The organism is Rhodoflexus sp., from assembly GCF_053489755.1.
In genome coordinates this window covers 90,843-115,113 of sequence record NZ_JBRCHD010000015.1, presented here as the reverse complement: position 1 = coordinate 115,113, position 24,271 = coordinate 90,843, and the positions used below count along the sequence as shown (strand labels likewise).

Here is a 24,271-nt window from a genome sequence, read left to right as displayed (position 1 = left end):
TTGCCGCCAACACAAATCAATATCAATTTTCATTAGCTCATTTTACAAAATGTCATACCCCATTCTGCAACTGCAAGCCAAAAAGGAACGCGCCGTGCTGCTGCGCCACCCGTGGATTTTTTCGGGGGCGGTCAAAAAGCTACCCAAAGCTGCCAACGGCGACATTGTGGAAGTGCGCACCGCTGAGGGACAAACGCTTGCATGGGGTTTCTTTTCGCCTGAAAGTCAGATAGTTTGCCGCTTGTTTGCCTTCGTGGAAGGGCTGAACGGCACAGGCAAATGGGCAGGCTACGAACGCAATCCTGCCGCGCAGTTTGATGCTGCCTTTTGGGAAAGCAAAATCAGCCGCGCTGTGGCTTTGCGCCGCCGCCTGATTGACAGCCAAACCACCGACTGCTACCGATTGCTGCACGCTGAGGGCGACTTTCTGCCCGGCGTGATTGCCGATGTGTACGGCGATACAGTCGTGCTACAAATCCTCATCAAAGGAACAGAAAACCTGCTGCCCGCATTGGAGCAGGCGCTGCGCAACAATGGTTTCCGCTATATTTTCCTGAAGGGCAAAAGCAGTTCGCATCACTTAGAAGGGCTGCCACAGGAAAACCGCTGGCTCGGCGAACCGCGCCCTGCACTGCCGATTGAGGTAAAAGAACACGGAGTGAAATTTTTCGTCAATCCTGAAAAGGGACAGAAGACCGGCTTTTTCATAGACCAGCGCGAAAACCGCCAACTCCTGCGTGGTTTTTCACAAGGCAAGCGCGTACTCAATACCTTTGCTTATACGGGAGGATTCAGTGTTTATGCACTTGCAGGAGGCGCTACCGAAGTAGTTTCGGTGGATATTTCCAAAGAAGCAGTCACTTTGAGCGAGGAGAACGCTCGTCTGAATTTTGGAGCGCAGGCAGCCCACAAAGCCCTCGCGGCCGATTGTTTTGACTACCTGCGGCAGATGGAAGAAGATTTTGACATCATCGTATTAGATCCGCCCGCCTTTGCCAAAAACGCCCGCGCCGTACCTAATGCAGCGCGTGGATACAAAGATCTTAATTATTTGGCATTCAAGAAAATAAAGCCACAGAGTTTACTCTTTACTTTCTCTTGCTCGCAAAACATAGACAAAGTGCTGTTCCAAAAAATTATCTTCGGTGCGGCCGCTGATGCAGGCAGGGAAGTGCGGATTTTGCAACATTTGGAGCAGCCTGCTGACCATCCTGTCAATATTTACCACCCCGAAGGCGAATATTTGAAAGGCTTGATGCTTTGGGTGGAATAATACTAAAATGAATTTTGCCTCAGTACTCTCTGCGTAAAACTCGGCGTTCTTAGCGGTAAAAAAGACTCTACCGCAAAGAGCGCGATGATTTTTCGCAAAGTACGCGGAGAAGTATTACCTATTAGATTCACAATGGTATTATTAAGTATGGCAGCAAGCCTACAAACGCGCTGTGATCTGCGAGGGATCGAGCAAGCCCTTCACGTCATAAACTACTGTTTGTGGGTGCCGGTGTGCGGATATATCGAGTGCGAGGAACTCTCTATGCGCTACCGCCAGCACGATGGCATCGTATGTCCCTGTAGGCTGTGCGGTTAGTTGGATGCCATATTCGTGCTGTACTTCGGCAGGATCTGCCCAAGGGTCGTGTACGGCGACTACTGCCCCAAACTCCTCCAACTCCCGAATTACGTCTATCACCCGCGAGTTGCGAATATCGGGGCAGTTTTCCTTGAAGGTAACTCCCAGTACAAGTACTTTTGCATCCTTGATATTCAGGCTGTTATGAATCATCAGCTTGATGATTTTTTGTGCAATGAACGCGCCCATGTTGTCATTAATGCGCCTGCCTGCAAGGATCACCTGCGGGTGGTAGCCAATGCTTTCGGCTTTGTGCGTGAGGTAGTAAGGATCTACTCCGATGCAGTGTCCGCCAACTAATCCCGGGGTAAAGGGCAGAAAATTCCATTTGGTGCGGGCGCTTGTCAGTACGTCTTTCGTATCAATGCCTAAGCGGTCAAAAATCAGCGCCAGTTCATTGACAAAGGCGATGTTGATGTCGCGCTGTGCATTTTCGATTACTTTGGAAGCCTCTGCCACTTTGATAGAAGGCGCCAGATGCGTCCCTGCATCAATGATGCTGTCGTAAAGCGCTTGGACTAACTGCGCGGTTTCGGGGGTGCTGCCGCTGACAACTTTCTTAATTTTTCGGATCGTATGCTCTTTATCGCCCGGATTGATGCGTTCGGGAGAGTAGCCGCAAAAGAAATCAACATTGAACCGCAGCCCGCTGTACTGTTCAAGGATTGGCACACAATCCTCTTCGGTGCAGCCCGGGTAAACGGTGGATTCGTAAATTACTATGTCGCCTTTTTTGAGCGCTTTGCCTACGGTCGTGCTGGCAGCCATCAGGGGTTTGAGATCGGGTTTTTTATAGGCATCTATGGGTGTTGGCACGGTAACGATGAAAATGCGGGCATCCTGCAAATCGGCAGGATCGCTCGTATAGCGAAGAAAAATAGCGCTTTGCAAATCTTCCTTATCTACCTCCAGTGTGCTGTCTATGCCCTCATTGAGTTGCTTGATACGGTTTTTATTGATGTCGAAACCAATCACAGGCTGTTGCTTGCCAAACTCGACGGCTAAAGGTAAGCCTACATAGCCCAAGCCGATAACGGCGATCGTGGTTGTACAAGGGTTATCTATCTGCATATAGCTATTGCTGGTTATAAAATTGACAAATGGTTGAGCTTACATATTGCAACTGCGCCTCGCCCATTCCCGGCCAGAGTGGGAGGCTGAGGCAGGTGGCTGCCAGTTGCTCTGCGATTGGAAAGTCGCCTGCCCGAAAACCTAAATCGCGGTAAGCAGGCTGCAAATGCGGTGGGGTCGGGTAGTGGATGAGCGTCCCGATCCCGTGTGCGGCAAGATAATTTTGCAGGGCATCGCGTTGGGCAGTCCGCACCACATAGAGATGGTACACATGGCTTGCCAGAGGATGTACGGCAGGCAGTATCAGGTCGCCGATGCCTTGCAGGGCAGATTGATAGAAGGCTGCAATTGCCTGCCGCTGGGCCGTCCATTTGTGCAGCGAGCGGATTTTGACTGAAAGAAAAGCCGCTTGCAGCTCATCCAGCCGCATATTGTAGCCAATTTCTTGGTGGATGTACTTGCTTGGTGAACCGTAGTTGCGCAGGTTGCGTATTTTTTCGGCAATCGCCTCGTCATCGGTCGTTACAGCGCCTGCGTCGCCCAGCGCTCCCAGATTTTTGGCAGGGTAGAAGCTGCTTGCGTTGGCATGCCCCCAACTGCCTGTTGGTTTGCCGTCAAAGGTTGCCAGATGTGCCTGCGCGTTGTCTTCCACTACTTTGAGTTGATATTGTGCTGCAATATCTATCAAATCCTGCATGGCACAGGCTTGTCCGTAAAGATGCACGGGAATTATTGCCCGCGTAGCGGGAGTAATTGCCTGTGCGATCTGCTGCGGATCTATGTTGCAGGTAATCGGATCGGGTTCAACAGGTACAGGTATTGCACCGAGGTGGCTTACTGCCAACCATGTACCGATGTAGGTATGTGCAGGCACAATTACCTCGTCGCCTGCGCCAATACCGCAGGCTTTCAGTGCCAAAAAGAGCGCATCCAATCCGCTGCTCACACCGATGGCGTGCGAAACACCGCTCAACTGTGCATAGGCTGCTTCAAATGCAGTAAGCTCGCTGCCGAGCACAAATCGGTTGCGGTTGTACACCCGCTGAAATGCTTCGGTCATTTCGCTCTGTAAGGCGCTGTGCGCAGGTTGCAGATTGAGGAAAGGTACTTGCATCTATACAAAGCAGTTGTCTAAAAGCGGATAGTTTGCCGTCGCAATTTCGTAAAAGTCGTGTGTGATTGTCCTGCCGCCGAAGCCCTCTTTCCACTCGGTCAAACCTTTGTTGATGAGTAGCCCCTGATTTTCGTTGGAAATACCAAAGCTAAAGTAACGACAATAGCGATAAGTTTCGCGTATGAGCTTTTCAAACAGCAGATCTAAACAACCGGAGTTCATCTGTGAGGGGTTGTTGGCGATGTACTGCGCATGTGCTACCCGATCGTTGAGGAAGATAGTACAACCTGCTGCCGGCTCACTTGCTGTGAGGTAGATATTGTGCTGGATAATTTGTCTGGGAAAAAGGCGGGCCAAATGTTGAATCTCGTCTAATGTATGCACAGGCGAAAGCCCGTGCCTGATGCTTAGGTTAGGAATCAGGACTTGCTCCCAGAAGGGGGCAAGCTCTTCGTACCCTGAGCGGATAATCGCCTGCTTTTGGGCTGCTTTTTTGGCGGCGCGTACCCGACGCTGCTGCCAAGGCAGTTCGGCGACGCTGTTATCAACTACGGTAGCAAAATCTCTGCGGTAGAGTACTGCCTGCAACCGAAATAAGATCCAATCAATTTCATTGGCAGGGTAGCGGTGGTAGATCGTAGGAATTAGCTTGAGGTGGCACTTTTGAATGTTTTTTTCACAAAGAAAGGCAAGTATTTCGCGCATCATCGCTACTACTTGGGGCATAGTAGCGGCACGGTCAATGACCAAACCGCCGTAAGATAAGCCTTGATGACTGAACAAGCCCTCTGCTGTCAGGTTGGCAGGAAGCACTGCCCGCAGCGAATTGCCTTCAAAAACCATCAGGGAATAATCCTCAAAGCGGCTGCCGTGATAGGCAATAAAATCCCTGTGGAACAGGAAGGAAGTGTTTTTAGCTTGTGCTATAAAGTCATTCCACAGCTGCTGCTGGTCGGCATACTTGCACACTGTGTAAGGCATTGGCGAAACTAAGGCATATCGGGCACTACTTCCGCTTCGTCCAGAATGTAAATCAGGTAATCTACATCCGTTCCGTTGAGGCGGAGTTTTCCTTTGAAACTCACTGTTTTGCGGTTAATGCGCATCGGAGTTTTCATATAGACCTCCATTACCGATTCGGGGCCGCCCGCTCCGCCGCAGAAAAAGCAACTTTCGTAGGGGTAGCGCGAAAGCACAAGGCATTCGTTACCCACATCTACCGGCAACAAAAAACCTTTAATAACAACCTCCTTGCCTTCCAGTGCCTTCACAGCGTCGTCAAAGAGAGGATAGTTGAATTTTTGGTTGTATTTTTTGTTGAAGCGCTGCTCCCATTTGATTTTAGCTAGGGTTTCCCAAGTGAGCTTGATAGGCTGCATATTTTCCCCTGTGGAAGGCTTTTGCAAGGGCTTTGCCGAAGTCAGCAAAACAAGTGTCAGGGTTATGGAAAATGCTTTTACTATTTGGGTCATGCTTGTGTATAGATTAAGGATAACAAATTTACTAAGGTTGGCCGCTATTCGCCTTTGGCTAAAACCGATGAAATATCGGTTCGGTAAGCGCCAACAGCGGGGATCAGTGCAGTCAGCAGCCCGATGAGCAATGCTCCGCCCAAAACCAGCCATTCCTCTGCCAGAAAAATCAGTCCAGTAAACTCCGCCTGTTCTGCTTCCTCTCCCAAGTAGCCAATGCCTTCTGCCATTGCGTGTCCTAAAACAATGCCAAACAGGCTACCTGCCAGTGCGATCAGTAAACCTTCCAGTATAACCAGCGCAAAGAGAGTTTGTTGGGAAGCTCCCAGCGCTCGCATCACCGCCAGGTCGTAGCGGCGTTCTTTGAGTGCATTGTAAAGTGCAATAAAAATACTTAATCCTGCCACAGCGATAATGAGATACGAAAATCCCTGAGCAATAGTTACTCCTACTCCCAAAATGCGGAAGAGGCGTGCCACTTCTACAGCAGGCGAGGCGGCCTGTAAGCGACTTTGTGCGTTTACATAGCGCGGCAGCTGGATAGCTGCCATCGGATTCCGATACCTGATCAGCATGGCGGTCAGTTCTCGGCCTTCTTTGCCCGGAGGTAGCCCGTTGAGTGTATCGGGCTGATCGGTAATGATAGGCAAATGGGCGGTGCTGTCTGCCTCGCTGTGTTCTTCGTGTACGAGCCAAACGCTGCCGATGGTTGTCAGTATGAGGTTATCCAATACTGTACCCGAAGGTTGCATAATTCCTGTAACGACATACAAATGGTCGCTGTGCTCGTCGCCTACACTCTGGCCCATGCCATGCGCGCCTGCGAATCGGTCGCCAATTTTCAGCCCGCTTGCCCGCGCTACTTTGCTGCCTATTGTAGCCTCCATATCTTCTTTCCACCAGCGCCCTTCGGCTATTGCTGCCTTGTAATGCTCCGGATAGCGGCTGTCAGTACCGACAATGCGAAAGCCTTTGTAGCTGTCGCCCAGCGCCATAGGGATGCTGTGCTTCACCATCGGGTGGCGCACCAATGCGCGGGCTTCTTCCAATCCGATATTGCCCGTTGGATAGTCTATATGGAAAATAGCAGACAAAATCAGTTGCATGGGGCTGCCCTTCGAGCCAACTACCAGATCAATCCCCTTAGCGTTGCGGGTGAGCTTGTCCTCTAACTGATGACTTGCCAGCAACAAAAAGATGATAACGGCAATTCCCAGCGCTAAAATCAGTGTATTGAGCAAATTGCTCAGCGGTCGGGATTTAATGTATTGAAAGCTGATGAAAAACAGGTTCATAGCGGTGTTTGGTTAAAGGCTGCGATGGCGTGGGAAGAGGCTTTTGAGCCGCCCGTCATGCGTAGCGATAATGAGCGTGGCGTTATAGCGGGCGGCTTGCGAGCGGAGCAGATCTGCGACGGCGCGGCAGTTATCATCGTCCAGACTTGCCGTCGGTTCGTCTGCCAGTATCACTTTGGGTTGGTTAAGCATGGCGCGGGCAATGGCAGCGCGTTGCTGTTCACCTTGACTTAGTTGGTGCGGAAAGGCATCGGCGCGGTGGCTGAGGTTTAGCTCGGCAATGACTTCAACAATGCGCTTTCGGTCTGCGGGCAAGTCTGCAAAGTACTGCGCTGCTGCCAAGTTCTGCGTAAGCGTCAAGGACGGCAATAGGTGCGGTTGCTGAAATATCAAACCGATGGAGCGCCCTCTGAAGCGGTCTGCTTCGGCTTTGGACAGCTTGGAAAGGTCTGTACCTGCAATGCGGATTGTCCCCGAAGAGGGCTGTCTCAAACCTGCGAGCATATGGAGCAGCGTAGTTTTGCCGCTTCCCGATCCGCCAATCAGCAGGCTTGCCTCGCCTTGTTCTACCTGCCAGGGCGCAAATGTCAACTGCCTGCCCCCTTCGAAGATCATGGATAATTCGGTTGTTTCGATCATAGGTAAGCGCTTGCACGCAAAATTCATTCATAATCGCCATATTCCCTCCCGCAACATAGTTGCAAGCGCTTGTTTTCACACTTTTTAGTTCTTCAGGGCGCGGTTTTGCAACCCAAGTTGTTCTAAGGTTCGTGTATTTCGTAAATTTTTGAGCAAAAAACGGCATTATGAGTACTTTTAGTTATAAGAAATGCAAAAACAAACTTGTTTATTACATTAACTATTCAAGTGTTTATTGTATTTATACACTAAAAACACTGATTTTAGGTGAAAAATGTTTGTTTTTTATTAAAAATATTACGTAAACAAATTATTGTAATGATTTGCTATTAAAAGTTTCATTTTGTTACTTTGGGTCATCGCTAAACTAACTGAATACCTAACTGACTATGGATACTTTTACAGAAAATCATCGGGACGAATCAGTTTCTATGCATACTATCTTTGCTACTAGCCCTACTGATATCTACAAATTGTTAATTCCAAACCTGCTGTATGTTGGCGAGAATGCAATTCATATTTGCACAAAAATGGTACAGACAGGTTATGCAGGGCTGACATTTGAGTATTGGGTACGCGCCGTAGAATGGTTGATGCATCGGGCAGCAAATAACCTGTTTTTACCTGACGCGATTATTTGCGACTATACGATGAGTACAGAAGAGATCAGAGCTTTTCAGGAGCACCTCCGCCGGTCAGACTCGCTTCGCAGCATTCCTTTCATCTTATTGGCTGACAAGTTAGATAACCAAGCACGTCAGAAAGCAATCTTAGTCAGTGCAGACGATGTATATGGCTGGGATCTGGATCCTCAGAAATTGGATTTGCGCATTCGCTTCCTGAAAAAATACAAAAACATACAGGCAAAGGTAAAAGCAGCGGAAGAGTTGCCCGCAGAACCGAACCCATTGTTCAAAGATCGCTTCCGATGGTTTTTGAAGCGCACGTTTGATGTTCTGTTTGCAGGCACAGCGCTGCTGATCCTGTTGCCGTTTTTGGCGGTTGTAGCAGCCATCATCAAATTGCAAGAGCCAAATGCACCTGTTTTCTATATATCTAAGCGTGTAGGCACAGGCTACAAAATATTTGATTTTTACAAATTCAGAACGATGCGCGTTGGCGCAGACAAAGAACTTGACAAACTCAGCACCCTGAACCAATACGATGCAGACACTTCTAGCAAAAAAGCCAAGTTTGTTAAGATCAAAAACGATCCGCGCGTAACTCGCTTCGGTCAATGGCTGCGCAATACGAGTGTAGATGAGTTGCCACAACTCTGGAATATCCTCAAAGGCGATATGTCAGTTGTCGGTAATCGTCCACTGCCGCTGTACGAGGCAAAGACCCTCACACAAGACCGTTGGGCGATGCGTTTCAATGCACCTGCGGGACTGACCGGACTTTGGCAGGTAACCAAGCGCGGCAAAGGCGATATGTCGGTTGAAGAGCGCATCAACTTGGATGTGCGCTATGCCATCAACAATTCTTTTGCAGAAGACCTCAAGCTGATTTTAAAAACGATTCCTGCGCTGCGCCAAAAGGAAGACGTATAGCCAACAACTGCCAACTGAATCAACTAAACTTCATTCAATACGCACATGGAAAAATTCCCTTTGGTATCCATTATTGCACTTAACTACAACCAACTCGATCTGACGATGGATTTTATCCAATCCATGTCTTATCTGAGCTATCCCAATTATGAAATTATCATTGTGGACAATGGGTCAACGATAGACCCTACACAGCCAATTCACGATCGCTTTCCGCATGTGCGAGTGATTCGCTCGGCAAGTAATCTGGGCTTTACCGGTGGTCATAATTTGGGCATGCGCGAAGCTCGCGGCGATTTCTTTTTCAATGTCAATAACGACACTGAAATTTATCCCGATAATGCCGATCTGATCGAGCAACTGATAGCGCCGTTTCTGAACAATGAAAAAGTAGGGGCTGTATCGCCTAAGATCAAGTATTTTTCGCACCCCAATATAATTCAATATGCAGGCTATACGCCGATGAACCCTTTTACAGGGCGTGGCGGAGCTATCGGAGCTAACCAAGAGGACAAGGGACAATACGACCAAAGCGGGCCGACATGGTTTGCACACGGTGCTGCGATGATGGTCAGCCGCAAACTCGTTGAGCAGGTGGGTATGTTTTTTGAACCCTTTTTTATCTATTACGAGGAGTTGGACTGGAGCGCCCGCATCACCAAAGCAGGCTATCAGATCATTTACCAGCACAAGGCGGTTATCTACCACAAAGTTTCGATGACAGTTGGCAAGGACAGCCCTTTCAAAGCATATCTGATGACGCGCAACCGCATCTGGTACATGCGCCGCAATATTTCACAGGCACATTTGCTGCTCTTTCTGGCTTATTTTATTTTCCTCACCACACCTGTTACGGTGCTTAGGTATCTGAAAAACAGACAAACCGATCATCTAAAGTCTTTCTGGAAAGCAGTCGTATGGCATCTGGAAAGGATCAACCCCGCTAAACTACAGGCAGCCTAAAGGCTACAACACAACGATCATGTGTCTATTGACAACCCATCCACTTTCTTAACATACTTGCAAAAAAATGAATACATCACTCATAACCGGCGGAGCCGGATTTATCGGTTCACATGTTGCCCGCCATTGCCTTGCTTTAGGGCATCAAGTTGTTGTATTAGACGATTTGAGCGGAGGCTTTGAAGATCACATTCCACAGGGGGCTGTTTTCGTTAAAGGCTCTGTTACCGACCATGCGCTGATTGCGCGCCTTTTCGACGAGTATCGCTTTGATTACGTATATCACCTGGCAGCTTATGCAGCCGAGGGGCTGTCGCACTTCATCAGACGCTATAACTATACCACCAACCTGATTGGAACGGTGAACCTGATCAACGAATCGGTTAAGCACAAGGTGAAATGCTTTGTATTCACTTCGTCTATTGCTGTTTACGGTGCAGGACAGTTGCCGATGACGGAAGACATGATTCCCATACCTGAAGATCCTTACGGTGTTTCTAAATATGCCTGCGAGCTTGACCTGAAGGCTGCTCACGAAATGTTTGGTTTGAACTACGTGATCTTTCGCCCGCACAATGTGTATGGTGAAAACCAAAATATTGGCGATAAGTACCGCAACGTAATCGGTATTTTTATGAATCAGATCATGCAAAATGCGCCAATGACAATTTTTGGCGATGGCACACAGACCCGAGCGTTCAGCTACATTGACGACGTGGCAATTCCGATTGCACAATGTGTAAACGTTCCTGAAGCATACAACGAAGTTTTTAATATCGGGGCAGACAAACCTTATTCTGTCAATGAATTGGCGCATGTGGTTGCCCGTCAGTTTGGTGTACAGCCCGAAATCAAATATCTGCAGGCGCGTAACGAAGTGTTGCATGCGTATTCAGACCACAGCAAGGCGCATCGCATTTTCAAGCAAAGCACAGCCGTAACGCTCGAAGAAGGCATTGCACGCATGGCTGCCTGGGCCAAAGTAGTGGGCGCTCGCCAAACGAACGAATTTGGCAACATCGAAATCACTGAAAAACTACCTGAAGGCTGGGCGCAGCTCACCCGCCAGGTAAAAGCAGAGGCAATCGCCTGATCTGCCTGTTTCAAGCCCTTAGTTATAGATTTTATGCAAACTGTTTTCAGGCATACGTTCTCTATTGCTGCGCCCTTGCTATACAAACAGTCGCTCGTTTTGCTGCTGTTTATACTGATGGCGCATTTACCTGTTGCATGGCGCGCGCATCATACGGCAGACATCAATATGCACGTATTGCAAGCAGAAGCATGGTTAAACGGCAGAATGGATATTCCTTTCTACCAGCACGATATGGCCATCTATCAGGAAAGGTTTTACGTGGTTTATCCGCCGATACCTGCCCTGTTGTTGCTGCCGATGGTTGCGGTGGTAGGTGTATCTAATGTAACGGCGGTAGTGCTGGCTGCCCTTGCGCTATATCTGGCAATGATCTGGTTCGACAGACTTGCAACGGCACTTGGCGCAGACAGTAGCAGCAGGCAATGGTTGACGGTTGCGTTTTTTGCAGGCACTGCCGTTCCGCAAATGGTTTTGACAACGCACAATGTAATAGCACTTTCTCACATTGTTTGTGTTGCTTTTCTGCTGGGCGGTTTGCAAGAGTTTTTTGGTAAACAGCGCGTATGGTTAGTTGCCTGCTACTTTGGGGCAGCCTTCCTGTGCAGACAGCTGACAGCTTTTTACGGTTTATTTGTGCTGTTGGCGCTTTTTTCGAGCGCAGACAGGCAATGGTTCAGAACGGCACTTACGTATGCTGCTGTGAGTTTGCCCTTTATTGCGGTCTATCTGCTTTGCAATTATGCCCGCTTTGGTAATCCCTTAGATACCGGCTATCAGTACCTCAAATACGTAGGTATTCTTGGCGAACGCGTGCAGCAACACGGTGTATTCAGCTTTCACTACATGCCCTTCAATTTTTACTACCTGTTTCTCAAAGGACACGATGTGGTTTTTGGTGGGGCTGATGGGATGCAGCCGCAAGGCATGGATCTGTTTGGCACTTCGCTGACGGTTGCCAGTCCTTTCCTGTTTGCAGCTTTTTACCAACGCTTGCCGCGTATGCAGCTTATTGCTGCGCTAACGGCTGTAAGTATCATTACCTTTTTGTTGCTTGGCTACCACAACAACGGCTGGCATCAGGTGAATACCCAGCGTTTTACACTCGATTTCTTACCTTTGTTAATGATCCTTGTTATCAGCGGTTGGCATCGAATACCCGCTAAGATAGCTAAGGCACTGGTAGTTTACGCCGTTGTGCTTAATATAGGCTCTATTGTCTTTCACTACATCACCCGCAGTTGATTTTCAGCCAATTTCTTTTCTAAACGATGAACATTACTTCCATCATACAACAGCTTTTTCGCCCCCCCACATACAGCACGAAGTTGTCATTAGCTCCGAGCGAGGTGTTTTCGGATGAGGATAAGCGTAGCTTGCATATAGACTCGATTGATACAGTAGAAAAGCAGGCACAGACACAGGCTACGGCTGCTTCGCATCGGCCCGTGCGAGTACTCCATGCCATTCGGCAAGGGAGCATCGGCGGCGGCGAAAGCCATGTCATGGATTTGGTAACGCATTTGCAGCGTTCTGATTATCAGTCTGTTGTGCTTGCATTTACTCCCGGTGCAATGGTTGATCGCCTGCGGAGCTTAGGCCACAAGGTACACGTGATTGAAAGCACCCGTGCCTTCGATTTTTCGGTAGGCAGGCAGGTTAGCGAGTTGCTCAAATCTGAAGAGATAGACCTGATCCATATCCACGGAACCCGTGCATTTACCAATTTGCTGTTGCCAGCCAAGAAGTTGCAGATTCCGATTGTTTACACGATCCACGGTTGGTCGTTTCATCCCGATCAGCCGGCGCATATCTACTATGCACGGCGGTTTATAGAAGCATATCTGTGCAAGTCAGCCCGTCAGGTAATCACAGTTTCGGATTCAAATCATGAGACAGGAGTCCGGCTTTCACCGAATTTTCGCTCGGTTACTATTCGGCACGGCATTGATACCGTGCGATTTGATCGGAGGCAGGTCAAAAAAGATCTGCGCCCCGACCTTGGTATTCCTGCTGATGCGTTTTTGCTGGGCTTTATTGCCCGCATGACCAAGCAGAAGCAGCCGCTGCTGATGCTGAAAGCCTTTGAGAAAGCCTTGCAGCAAAGCGGAGGAGTCAACAGCCCTCTGCATCTGCTTTTTGTTGGGGACGGGGAGCTGCGCAGCGATGCAGAGGCACTTATCCGCAGTTCGGAATTGTTGCAGCAGAAAGTAAGTCTGCAAAGTTTCCGAACAGATATTCCCGAGTTGCTTGCCGCCTGCAATGTGTACTGTTTGCCATCCCTTTGGGAGGGCTTACCAATCGGTTTAGTAGAGGCGATGGCGATGAGTTTGCCTTGTATAGCTACGGCGGTAGACGGTACTTGCAATGCGATACAGCACGAGCAAAACGGGATACTGATTCAGCCCGGCTCTGAACAGGCTCTGACAGATGCTATTTTGCGCACTTCGGCAGACAGTACGTTGTGCGAAAGAATCGGCGCGGCAGCTCGCCAAACAGCAGAAGAGCAATTTAGTGTGTACAAAATGACGGCTCGCATTGCTGCGGTATACGAAAATATTCTTGTCAAAAAATCCTGATCTTGAAAAATACGCCAAAGGCTTTATCGGATACGTATCTTTTGAACTAACAACTACTACTATGGAACAGTTACTGCAAACTTTACCCACTACGCTGCCTTCCTATGAACGGGAGAGCGACCTAAAACGATTGAACTACATTTTGTGGCAAGCTGCCCGATTTGTGCCCAAAGACGGGCACATTCTCGATGTGGGCTGTGGCAACGGCATCGTCAGTATCAATCTGGGTGCAAAAGGCTACAACGTACTGGGAATAGACGTAAGCGATAAAACCATTGCTACGGCAGAAGCTCAAAATCCTTTTCCCAATGTTAGCTTTCGCGTACTGAGCGCCGAGCAACTGCGCGATGAAAATATCCGATACGATCTGATCGTTTGCAGCGAGGTGATCGAGCATCTGCACCAGCCTGAGAAACTGCTGACAGTGCTACATGACATCCTCAATCCGCAAGGTCGCTTGGTGGTAACTGTTCCCAACGGAAAGGGCCCGCGCGAGGTATTAGTTACACAGCCGATGCTAAAACTGCGCTCCAGTAATGGATTTCTGTGGAAAACTGTACAGCAGTTGAAAAAGGGTATGGGCTATCAGGGCTATACCATCCAGTCAGATGCCGATAACCTCGACCATGTGCAGTTCTTTTCCAAGCAGGATTTGCAGCGACTGGCGCATTCAACCGGGTTTACCGTAGAGGATTTTGGGGTTGCGAATTTCATAGCCGATGTTTTTCCCTTGTCTTTTATTGCCAATCGGGTGCGGGTGCTGCAAAAAATTGATTGTAACATCGCCGATCGTCTGCCCGACGTATGCTCCAGTGGTTTCTTTACGGTCTGGAAACGACAATAAGGAGGCAATGAATGGACATCATTCTTCAATGGTTGTTGTATTTGCTGCTGCCCGTACAGGCGCTGCTGGCGTTTTATCTCTTGCAGCCCCTTGTTGCAATGTTAGGCTACAAGGCTGCCCCTAAAAAAAATCTGCCACCTGCAACCGTACAGAAAAATTACCGCTTTGCTGCGATTGTTACGATCTATCAGGACAGTCGCTTTATCCTGCCCATCGTAGACTCACTGCTGAGGCAAACCTATCCGCATGTTGCTATTTACGTGGTAGCAGACGATTGCGCTGCCGACTTGCTGCCTGTTATCGCCGATTCGCGGGTGCGGCTGCTCGTGCCGCCTCAGCCGCTGCATTCCAAAGTGAAATCTATTGCCTATGCGCTTGCCAATTTTGGTACTACGCCCGATGCATTGGTGATTTTTGATGCGGACAATCTGGTACATCGCCGCTTTTTTGAGCGGATGAATACGTATTTCAACAAGGGTTATCGTGCCGTTATGGGGCATATCAAAGGCAAACAGCCTGAAGCTGCCTACGCCCGCATGGACGAGTTGGGCGAAATAATGAACAATTTTCTGTATCGAAAGGCTTCGATGGCGATGGGCTGCTCTTCTGCTATTGATGGTAAAGGTTTTGTTGTTGCCTATGAACTGTATCGGCAGATCAATTTTGGCAATATGCTTGGTGGCTTCGATAAAAAACTACAGTTGGAAGTAGTGCGCCAAACGCGCATTGCCTATGCCGACGAGGCAGTAGTTTACGATGAAAAAGTGAGCGACCCTGCGGCCTTTCAAAAACAACGGACGCGCTGGATCTACACTTATTTTCGCTATTGGGGCGAGGGGGCGCGTTTCCTGTGGGAGAGCCTGAGCCGCTTCAAGATTGGCAATATCTATTTTGGCTTGCTCATTTTGCGCCCTCCTGTTTTTATTTTGCTGGGTTGCTGGCTGATTATCAGTCTGTTGTACCTGCTTGGTGGCAGCTGGTTAGCTGTTGCTGGTTGGCTGTTGGCAATGGTGCTTTTTATGTTGGCGCACGTTGGCATTTTCGCCGTCGAAGGAGTGCTGCATGGCTTTTGGCAAGTTCTTGGGCACATTCCCAGCTTATTTCTCCGACAAGTGCGGGCGCTGCTCAAAATGGATCAGGCAAACCGCTCGTTTTTGGCTACAGACCATCATCAAGTACTTTTTATCGAGGATATAGAAAGGGTGCAGGGGAAAGAGTAGCCCTATACTTCCGAGAGTTTCGGAGAGAAAAGTTTTTCTAACCATGTGCCGCGGCTGATGCGGTAGAAGACAATCGGGAGAACAATTCCGCCAATTGTAATCAACACGAGCAACAATACGGGTTCTTTGATGCCCAGCAGCCGGCTTGCACCTACCCGCAGCGTAGAAATCACCAGAAAGTGCATCACATAAATATACAGCGAGTGGCTGCCGACATAGCGCAACCACTGCCAGAGGTTATGTTCTGCCAGCATAAAAGCTACCTGAAGAATAAGCGCTTCGCCAAATATTGAGACAACAAGAAAAACCGTGCGACCTGCCACGTCCATTTCTGCATGAACCATTGTTCCTGCATACAGTTCCAACCACAGGTATTGCGCTGCTATTGTTGCGGGCAGCAAAACCGCAAAACTTTTCCATGAGGCTATGCGTGCTGCAATTTCTTCGGTCAGTAGGTACTTACCGACTGCATCGCCGATGGCAAAGTAGATCAGGAAAAAGAAAATATCGTTTAGGGCAAACCAGCGCTGAACAAAAGTTGCACCTAGGTAGAAAAGCATCAGACCAATGGCAAGCATTTGTTTTTTGGACAGATTGCCTGCATAGATCAGGGCAGCATAAATCAGGTTGATTGCAAGCAGGGCATATAAAAACCAGAATTGCACCAGTTCGCGAGGCTGGTACAAAATATCGAGATAGCCCGACCAGTCTTGCTGAAAGTTGGTGTAAGGTGCAGCCAGTATCTGCACAGTTACCTGTATAGTTGTCCATATCAGGTAAGGATAGAGCAAGGTTTGCAACTTGTATCTTGTAAACGCAGTCCAGCCGCGTTTGGCGAGGCTGCTTCTCACAAAGATACCCGCCACGATGAAGAACATCGGCATTCGCAGATTGAAGGTGCTTTCCTGCAACAGATACGCTCCATAGGGCAAGTCGCTGCCGATGTCCATGTGCGACACACCTTCGTAGGCATGGCGGTAAACGACCATAATAATGGCTATCCCACGTGCGTAGTCTATCCAGTCTAATCGGCGCGTAGCAGTAGGCTTATTCATTGGGCACTTCGGGTTTTGCCGACGGGCGCACGTACACCTCGATATACGAAACCTGCGACTGTCGCGGTCCGGGGAAACTATCTATCCGTACATAATGCTGCCGCAAACAGCGCTGCACTTCCCATGGATAGAAGTTATTGAGTTTGGGGATGGCTTCAAACAATGCGATGTCGTAGTGTTGCTGTTGGATTTTACGGCAAAACTCATCTACCTGCTTGTTGAACATCCCAACCCCGAGATGATGCCACAGCGGAACGTTTCTTTCAGGCTCGTAGGGCATTTCATAGGCCAGCGGGGTGAGTTCGGTCATGTTGAGTACGCGCAGTTTTTTATTCTTCTCTCGTACTATCGGCAGTTGCATCAGGCGATTGATGCCTGCTGCGGTTGTCGGGTGCATCTTCATTTTTTCAAAAGCGCGGTAGCCTTTGATAGGCACCCATTCGGCCGCGGCCTTTGCCAGCGAATCTTCCACAGGGTCGGGGAGGATATAGGTGTTGCGCGAAATAATATTTTCACCCGTTACTACCGCCGTTTTGGGTGGGCTGATCAATGGCAGCAGGCGGTTGTTGATATGTCGCCAGTAGTAGTTGCCCCAGAAAAGCACTGTCATCAGGGCGATAATTGTGAAAGGAATCAGCCGATTGATATACGTACCAATATTCAGGTAAGAAAAGGCAAAGGCTACAGCAAAGCTGTGAAAGAAAATATGATTGTCCGGCGGAACATAGCTCGTAACCTGAAAAAGCAAAGCCTCTGTCAGGATGCCCATTGTCAGCAAGACGAAGACCATAAAGCGCTGATCGGATAACACTTCTGTCCACTTGGGCGCTTCTATGAGCTTATTGACTAATATGAGTAGAGTTACGAGCAGGTAGAATTTCTCCCACTTAGATCCGGTCAGAAACTCGGCTACAAAGTCGGGCAGCGCTACCCGCGAGTGATGAGGTGCTTGCCCGTAGTTGAACCAGTAGGTAAAGCCGCTTTCATAGAAAGGCAGGATAAAAAGACAGGCAAAGCCAATGTAGAAAAGGCTGAAGAAAAACAGCGAGCCAATCTGTTTATTGGCGATACTGTGGTACAAGAGCAGCGCCAGCGCGATGAGCAGCCCCATAGCCCCAGCATCTTGCTTGGTAAAAAACGACAGGAACAGGAAGAATGCGGCCGCTGCCAGATTCAGAAACGAAGGGCGCTGGAGCATATGCCGCAGCAGGAAGTACAGCCCTGCCAGTTGGAAAAAAATGACCGAATGGTTGTACCAGGGCCATATGTTGAGCAGGATATAGGAAAGACAGAAGGTCAGCACGGCAATAAAGCGCACCTGCGGCTGGATGCCCAGCGTATTGAGGATACCTCTGAAGATGATGCCGGACACGATATTGATAAAAACCTGCGTTTTTATCAGCGTTGTCATAAAAGGGCCGAAGATGAAAAAGAATGCGGCGGGCAGCAGCCAATAGCCAAAGCCGAGCGGCAATCCAAAGTCGCGATAAGGGATCTGCCCCAGATAAAGCCTGTAAGCACCCTCCCAAGAGAGGAAAATATTGATCCGATAGTTGTATTCGATCAATAGCGGGATGATAGAGAAAGCAATGATCAGCAGCAGTTCGGCAGTCAGGAAGAAGCCTTTGGTCAATCGTTGTTTATTCATTGGTCGGAGTGGTTTGTTTGTTGGTCAGGGTTAGCATTTTCAGGTAAATATTGCGGTAAGCAAGCCCAATTTTTCCGAGAATTGCCCGCAGGCGGACAGGCACTTGCTTTTGCAACACTTGGTAGGCAACCAAGGCTCCGCAGCTTGTTCCCGCGAGCAAACCAATAGCAGCTCCGCTTTTGCCCAGCAGCCGTATGAACAATATCTCAAAGCCAATGCAAAAAAAGGCGATGATGAGGTTGACGCGAAAGTTGAGTTCCGGCCTGCCTACGGCGTCGAGTGTATTGCCAAACTGCCGAAAGAAAGGAATAAAAAGCCCCGCGAGCAATATCCAGCGCAGGATTTCAGCCGCTTCGGTGTAGTCTTTGCCTGCTACAGCCCAAAGCAACATTTCAGGTATTAGCATAGCAAGCAGCGTAGCAGGCAGCAAAAAGACCATATTGGCTGCTACTGCCCACTCGAAAAGCTCAGCAACGCCCTGTTTGCCCTGTTCAGCCATTGCCTTTACCGTTTTTGGGAAAGAGATCTCGCTGATAGCGCCCGACGGCAGGTCAATCATATTAGTGATGCGCCCCGAAACGCCGTAGAGTGCCGTTCCGATAGGTCCGATAGCTGCTGCAATCAGGTAGCGATCGGCGCTGCGGTAGATCGTAGATGAGAGGTTGGTGCCGAATACATACTTGCCAAATTGCAACATCTGAACAATGGTCTGCTTGTCTAACAGCCTTGCAGCAGGCGGGCGGAGGTGTCTATGGGCAAGCCGGAAGCCCACAGCTGTTCCCCCGATAATACCAATCGTTTGTATCAGAATTAGCAGGCGAATGTCGGAAAGGGTGCTGTAGATGGCCAGTAGGGCTACGCAGAGCAAAACGGTAGCCTGACGGGTCAGGTGGATGAAGAAAATCGCCCGAAAATTTGCCTGTGTAAAGAAAAACACCTCGAAGTGGTTGAATACAACTAAGAGCAACATTGCGGGAATGTAGTAGATCAACAGACCGGAAAGCTCCGGTGCGTCCAACCATCGGCTTAGGGCAGGGGCAAATATGCAGATCAGCGCAATGGCAGTTGCCGAAAAGCCTGTATTGAGCCAAAAAGCTGCATCATATACCGATTGCTCGTTCATCTTCTTGCTGTTGATGAAAGCTACAGAGGCATTCTTAATCAGTGCAAGTTTGAGCAGTTCTATCATGCCCGCCGTTACCAGAAAAAGATCATAGATTCCTTGCTGCGCCTTGCTGAACAACCTGACTAATATAAGAAAAGACAGGATGGTGCAAAGTGCAACGGAGAGCCGCTGAGCCAGCGCAAATAAGCCGGACTTGATCCAGTAAGACTTGGACAGACGCATGAATAACGCAACGGGGTTATTTCACCTGTTCGATAGGTACACCTATGAGCTTTTCCAGATCGTATTTGGCCAAGAAGAATTCGCGTTCGGAGGTCAGCCTGCGGATCTGCTCGTTTTTGTAGCCGCGCAGCGCATTTTCATAATCCTCCAGCGAGCGTTCGCCGTTTTTGAACTGCTGTTCTATGCTCAGGTATTTGACATACGCATCTTCTGTAATTTCCTGTTGGAAGCGGAAAAGTTCGCGTGCGGTATAGTAGATCTGATACTTGCTCAAAGCGTCTGCCCGGATCTGGAGCTTGAGCAGGTTGTGGTCTTCCCGCGAAATCTCGCGCTCGGCTTTGGCGATTTTGACTTCATTCTTGTTGCGGCTGAAGTAATCCAGTCCGATAGCCACCCCAAAATTGTAGCGCGGAAAGAAGAAGTTTTGCGGCAGATCGGTATCTCGGCCAAAGGTTGGGCCGATGTTAAACTCGTTCAGGTTGCCAATGATGCGAAAAGCAGCCAGCCATCCGGAGCGCGCTATGCGCACGTTAGCGTCGCTTATTTCTTTGCGCAACATGCTGCGCCTAATGGCAGGGTTGTTCTGCCATGCAAGAAAAACAATCCGCTCTCTGATATTGGTTGTGTCCGAAATTTCAGGCAAAATGATTTTCTCGTAAACAACCTTAGGCGAGGAGACTGTCTGAGCGTAACTCAGCGATGTAAAAAGTGCGCTAATTGCATACAAGAGTAATCTGTTGTACCACATAGGGATAGAAGTTTGATTGTAAGAATAGGTTTAGGCTTGTGCAGGTTTCGGCGCTTGTTCAAGATAGCGCATTTTGGCAACTAACAGCAGCATGATGTGGAAGATGATAATATCTGATGACTGTGTAAGCTGCCCGATGGAGATACTGAAAATAATGGCAATAGCTACCCCATAGAAGGCGCGGGTCAGGCTTTTGCGGCATAAAAACAGTTGCCGGATGGCATAGATCATCACTGCAAGATAGGTTGCACAGCGCAGCAGTAAGCCGATCCAGCCGGTTTCAATAGCCGTCATGACGTAACCACTATCAGGCGGAAAGCCTGCCAGCGGGTGTTTGGGCTGTGTATCTTTGCCAAGGTCGCCGCTTGTACCAACGCCGCCGCCAATCGGATGACTCCAGATGTAGGGCTGTATGGCATGGCGATTGACTTCGCGCACGTTCATGGAAGCATCTTTTGTCGGCTTAAATACCGACCTGACACGGTTGATAATCAGGTTATTGTAGATCGGGACATAGAGGATGAATACCAGCATGCCCCCTGTCAGCACCATCATCGGCAGCACAATCTTCCGGTACAGATTGAGCAGCATCAACATAAAAATACTTACAAAAAAGATGGCGTAAGCTGTTCTGGTGCCGGAATAGAACAGGCACAGTACAAAAAATACAGCCATGACTAAAAGTATTGTTTTAACGCGCTTGCGGAGCGGAGCAAGCAGCAAGCCAAGGCAGGTAATAGCCGATACTGCCATCAAAATACCAAAAGACGAAGGATCGGTCAGGGTAGAAAAAATGCGGAATCGTCCGTCTATAAAATAAAGTTTCATTTCACGCGGGTGCGCTACCAGAAAGCGGTATTCGAAGTCCGGCAAGCCGAACCACTCGCAGTAGCAGCCGTACAAGCAGGCGATAAAAGCCGTTCCCAGCATGACTTTGAAAAGGGCGGTCAGTTTGCGCAGCGAGTCTATCTCGTAAAAAAGCACTGCTTGGAACAGAAACGTTATCACTGTGCGGCGCAAGCCGATCAGGTAGCCGGTATAGCTCATCAATTCGGGGTTCATCGCCTGAATGAATATATAGCCAATCCCTGCGCTAATCAGGACAGTAACCGGATTCCAAAAGGAGGCAAAAGGTTTGCCCGACTGCCGAATGCTGATAAAAGTACCCAGCGCCATGATAATGACAAGAGCGTCCGTAATGACTCCGTAGGGGATAGTTAAGCCCGTGTACCTGCTGATGACAGGGCTGTTGTAACTCACCAAAAAGCCGCAGGTAATGGCAAAAATGCGGTTGCGCAAACAAAAGAGCAGTACAAGTACGCCTATAGGCAGCGCTACGAGCGCCAGCGCTGCTGTCATACTGAGCCGATAAACAGCGGTCAAGCCCATCAGGACAATGCCTGTGGCTACAACCAGACCTAACCAGTTGTTGAGCTTTTCTACAATGATAAGCCTGTTAAAATACTGCTGAGACTGCCAAAGCCATGTTTTCCATAGGGGCGCTGTGGGCAAGTTTGCATTCATCTCTTAGAGAAAAATTATCTTGATAAAACTGTAAACCACAGCGAAAATAGCTGCTGCTATGGCTGCTGCCTGTGCCAGCAGTTCTCCTGCGCGTTTACTTTGATGATCTTGATCCATGCCGCTGATGCTTAATAGCCAATATTTTCAGGCGCTACCATATTGAGGACTGTCCCGAGGAAGGCCTCTTGTTTCTTGAGTTGCGCCAAGTGATTCATGTCGCGCTGGTCAGGTGCTTCTTCGGCAGAAATCACACAAACGATCATATCGACGTGCCGCTTAATTTCCCACAAGTCTGCGTGGTGTGCCATGTCTGCACACTCGATCAGAATAAAATCGTAGAGTTGTGCATAAAAACTGATCAGACGCTGTAGTTGTGCTGCCGAAGCAATTTCCCAGAGCGAATGATCGCCGCCCTGGCAGCCAATCACGCGGATCTGATTGCCATTGTCCGAAGAAGGGATGACGTTGTAGGAAAGGTTGATTTCTTTCAGAACATTCTCTATGCGTAGCTGTGCTTCATATATTTTGCTCAACTCGTTATTGGCAAAGTTGGCATCTATGATCAGCACCCTTTTTCCTGCCCGCACCAATGCGCCGGCAAGGGATCTGATGATTGTTGTTTTACCTTTGCCGCTTTGCAGGCTGCTAAACAGGCAGACCTTTTTTCCGGAAGATTCTATTTGGTAGCGCAGCAGGCGAATGTTTTCTTTGAACAACTTTTCAGTTGTTTGCTGCACAGCGTTGCGTCTTTTGAAATTGAGTCCTGCGGCAAGCACTTTGGCAGGTTCTTTTGTTGTTACCGAAGGTGATGCTTCTTTGGCTAATGGGAACTCAAACAAAGACTCAGGACTGTGTTGGCGCATGTTCAACACAGGCAACACGGCTATCAGCGGCACTTTGGTGCGCGAGGTAAATATAGAAGGCGTGCGGAGGCGGTTATCAATAAATTCAAGCAATACAATCACCATCAGCGCAATTAACAAAGCACCTGCCCCTGCAATGAGTGTGATGAGTAATCGCTTAGAACGTTGGGACTCCTGCGCGGGCTGCCCTACGATCACCTGCTTAATGCCGCTCATAAAGTTTTTGCCTTCCAGTACCTTATTGTAGCGTTGAAGGACTTCTTCGTATTCTTTGCTCGCCAGATCTAAATTTTCTTGTAAAAGTTTGATGCGGGCGCCCTTTTGGGCGAATGTAGATTTGGTGCCTGCAACAGCCTTAAGGCGATTATTGAGCGTTTCCAGCGTTTGTCTGCTGGTTGCTATCTGTGTTCGGTTCTCGCTCCGCTGATCGTAGAGTTCCTCTAAACGAGTTGTGGCATTGATCCCCGCGACAGGGCTTGCTCCAAGTCTGCTCAGTTCGGTATTGATCATAATGATCGAGTCTCTAATAGACTGGCTGTCAGGATTGCGTTTGCGGCGTTGCTCGAGTATCACCAGTGTCTGATTCAACTTGCGTATCGCCTGATTGCCGCTGGTAGAAGACTGGGCGTTTCCTTTGATATCTTCTTCCAACTTAGCAATTTTGGCTTCTACCTCAATCAGCGCCAACTCTGCCCGGCGGAGCTTGGTCTGTTCGTCGGTTATTTTTTCTTCTAAGCTGCTAATTTGTTTTAGTGCAGCATCCCCTTCAATATCTAAGTCAATCAAATTGGCAGTCCGCTGATATTCTTTGTAGGCCTCCATTGCCAGTTCTTTGGCTTGTTGCTTGGCTTTTAGTAAGCTATCTAAGCGCTCGACTGTTTCAGAGGCTTTGATGGTATTAACAGTATTGTTGTAGCGCGAAAATTCTTCGAAGATAGTATTTACGATAAAAGCGGACAGTTGCGGATTGTCTGTCGTAGCGGCAATGGTTACATAATCTGTAAAGCCATTGCGGTAAACCTGTATAACGTCCCTGAGCTGTTTTTCTGAGTAGCCATATTTTTCGAGGATTTCGAGCAGCTGCCGGTCTTCGGAGTCGCCCATATTTAGAATGCGCATGGCGGCTAAGCGGCTGCGGAATTGCTTTATCAAAACCTCTTTTTTAGCCGCATTGAGCAGCGGCTTGCCCTCTTTGGTCAGAGGGTTTTGGAAGGGAACAGGCTCGGTCAGATCGTTAATGATTAGCCGATAGCTCAACTGCCCGATAACGATGGGCGAGTTCAGGTTTTCGATCAGGTTGTTGAATTTCAGGTCGGTTTCGTAGAAGCCGCCGATCTTTTCTTCTTGCTCTAATTTATTGACAACAGTGAAGCCCGTAGCAATTTTGGTTGATGACTGATACAGCCTGTCGAAGCGCGCTGCCAAAAAGTAAGCCAAAGTCATTACCACCAGCGATAGTCCGATCAGCCAGAATTTCTTTCTGTAGAGCGCACGAAAAATGAGGTATAATTCCATAGGATAAGTACAATTTTTTATTGCTTAAATCAAAAATTGCAATATTTAAACCAAATATTACTTTGTATGCTCAAATGTAATAAAATAGCGATAA

At 48.7% G+C, this 24,271-nt stretch carries 20 protein-coding genes; 8 read left to right on the top strand and 12 right to left on the bottom strand.

Features of this window, described 5'->3' with window-relative positions:
• Positions 1-49: 49 nt before the first annotated feature.
• Positions 50-1,273 carry a class I SAM-dependent rRNA methyltransferase gene (locus tag ACWIP2_RS03795; RefSeq protein ID WP_448518572.1) on the top strand — a complete coding sequence of 408 codons (1,224 nt, stop codon included), beginning with the start codon at positions 50-52 and terminating at the stop codon, positions 1,271-1,273.
• A 159-nt stretch (positions 1,274-1,432) separates the two neighbouring features.
• On the opposite strand, the gene ACWIP2_RS03790 is transcribed toward ACWIP2_RS03795, so the two are convergent.
• From ACWIP2_RS03790 to ACWIP2_RS03765, 6 genes are read right to left on the bottom strand one after another with little or no spacing between them, the layout of a single operon-like run.
• Entirely contained in the window at positions 1,433-2,704 is a 1,272-nt protein-coding gene (locus ACWIP2_RS03790) for a nucleotide sugar dehydrogenase (protein ID WP_448518571.1), read from the bottom strand.
• A gap of 4 nt (positions 2,705-2,708) precedes the next feature.
• Positions 2,709-3,818 (bottom strand): DegT/DnrJ/EryC1/StrS family aminotransferase, encoded by a 1,110-nt coding sequence (locus tag ACWIP2_RS03785; RefSeq protein WP_448518570.1) that lies wholly within the window; start codon positions 3,816-3,818, stop codon positions 2,709-2,711.
• Entirely contained in the window at positions 3,819-4,799 is a 981-nt protein-coding gene (locus tag ACWIP2_RS03780; RefSeq protein ID WP_448518569.1) for a hypothetical protein, read from the bottom strand.
• 8 nt (positions 4,800-4,807) lie between these two features.
• A complete protein-coding gene (locus ACWIP2_RS03775; protein ID WP_448518568.1) occupies positions 4,808-5,290 on the bottom strand; it encodes a DUF3299 domain-containing protein in 483 nt (160 codons plus the stop codon).
• 44 nt (positions 5,291-5,334) lie between these two features.
• Positions 5,335-6,585 carry an ABC transporter permease gene (locus ACWIP2_RS03770; RefSeq protein WP_448518567.1) on the bottom strand — a complete coding sequence of 417 codons (1,251 nt, stop codon included), beginning with the start codon at positions 6,583-6,585 and terminating at the stop codon, positions 5,335-5,337.
• Between the two features lie 12 nt (positions 6,586-6,597).
• Positions 6,598-7,200, bottom strand: coding sequence for an ABC transporter ATP-binding protein (locus tag ACWIP2_RS03765; RefSeq protein WP_448518566.1), 603 nt, complete (start codon positions 7,198-7,200; stop codon positions 6,598-6,600).
• A gap of 554 nt (positions 7,201-7,754) precedes the next feature.
• Between ACWIP2_RS03765 and ACWIP2_RS03760 the strand changes: the two genes are divergently transcribed.
• The 7 genes from ACWIP2_RS03760 (at position 7,755) to ACWIP2_RS03730 (ending at position 15,476) form a co-directional block, all read left to right on the top strand.
• Positions 7,755-8,777 (top strand): sugar transferase, encoded by a 1,023-nt coding sequence (locus ACWIP2_RS03760; protein ID WP_448518565.1) that lies wholly within the window; start codon positions 7,755-7,757, stop codon positions 8,775-8,777.
• A gap of 45 nt (positions 8,778-8,822) precedes the next feature.
• Entirely contained in the window at positions 8,823-9,740 is a 918-nt protein-coding gene (locus tag ACWIP2_RS03755) for a glycosyltransferase family 2 protein (protein ID WP_448518564.1), read from the top strand.
• Positions 9,741-9,807: 67 nt separating this feature from the next.
• Positions 9,808-10,833: an NAD-dependent epimerase/dehydratase family protein gene (locus ACWIP2_RS03750; RefSeq protein WP_448518563.1), complete on the top strand. Its 1,026-nt coding sequence runs from the start codon at positions 9,808-9,810 to the stop codon at positions 10,831-10,833.
• A 33-nt stretch (positions 10,834-10,866) separates the two neighbouring features.
• Entirely contained in the window at positions 10,867-12,078 is a 1,212-nt protein-coding gene (locus ACWIP2_RS03745; RefSeq protein ID WP_448518562.1) for a hypothetical protein, read from the top strand.
• Positions 12,079-12,104: 26 nt separating this feature from the next.
• The gene (locus tag ACWIP2_RS03740) at positions 12,105-13,412 is read left to right on the top strand and encodes a glycosyltransferase family 4 protein (protein ID WP_448518561.1); all 1,308 of its coding nucleotides are present in this window, start codon (positions 12,105-12,107) and stop codon (positions 13,410-13,412) included.
• A 61-nt stretch (positions 13,413-13,473) separates the two neighbouring features.
• A complete protein-coding gene (locus ACWIP2_RS03735; protein WP_448518560.1) occupies positions 13,474-14,256 on the top strand; it encodes a class I SAM-dependent methyltransferase in 783 nt (260 codons plus the stop codon).
• 11 nt (positions 14,257-14,267) lie between these two features.
• Positions 14,268-15,476: a glycosyltransferase gene (locus tag ACWIP2_RS03730; RefSeq protein ID WP_448518559.1), complete on the top strand. Its 1,209-nt coding sequence runs from the start codon at positions 14,268-14,270 to the stop codon at positions 15,474-15,476.
• 2 nt (positions 15,477-15,478) lie between these two features.
• Here the strand turns inward: ACWIP2_RS03730 and ACWIP2_RS03725 are convergent, their stop codons facing one another.
• From ACWIP2_RS03725 to ACWIP2_RS03700, 6 genes are all read right to left on the bottom strand, one after another.
• Positions 15,479-16,531: an acyltransferase family protein gene (locus ACWIP2_RS03725; RefSeq protein WP_448518558.1), complete on the bottom strand. Its 1,053-nt coding sequence runs from the start codon at positions 16,529-16,531 to the stop codon at positions 15,479-15,481.
• Positions 16,524-18,179, bottom strand: a complete 1,656-nt coding sequence (locus tag ACWIP2_RS03720; RefSeq protein WP_448518557.1) for a hypothetical protein — start codon at positions 18,177-18,179, stop codon at positions 16,524-16,526. The genes ACWIP2_RS03725 and ACWIP2_RS03720 overlap by 8 nt, the downstream gene beginning before the upstream one ends.
• Positions 18,172-19,527, bottom strand: coding sequence for an oligosaccharide flippase family protein (locus ACWIP2_RS03715; protein WP_448518556.1), 1,356 nt, complete (start codon positions 19,525-19,527; stop codon positions 18,172-18,174). The genes ACWIP2_RS03720 and ACWIP2_RS03715 overlap by 8 nt, the downstream gene beginning before the upstream one ends.
• Positions 19,528-19,543: 16 nt before the next feature.
• Complete coding sequence (locus ACWIP2_RS03710) at positions 19,544-20,275, bottom strand: TolC family protein (protein WP_448518555.1); 732 nt, start codon at positions 20,273-20,275, stop codon at positions 19,544-19,546.
• A gap of 30 nt (positions 20,276-20,305) precedes the next feature.
• A complete protein-coding gene (locus ACWIP2_RS03705) occupies positions 20,306-21,799 on the bottom strand; it encodes an O-antigen ligase family protein (RefSeq protein ID WP_448518554.1) in 1,494 nt (497 codons plus the stop codon).
• Between the two features lie 128 nt (positions 21,800-21,927).
• Positions 21,928-24,177 carry an exopolysaccharide transport family protein gene (locus ACWIP2_RS03700; RefSeq protein WP_448518553.1) on the bottom strand — a complete coding sequence of 750 codons (2,250 nt, stop codon included), beginning with the start codon at positions 24,175-24,177 and terminating at the stop codon, positions 21,928-21,930.
• Positions 24,178-24,271: the final 94 nt, after the last annotated feature.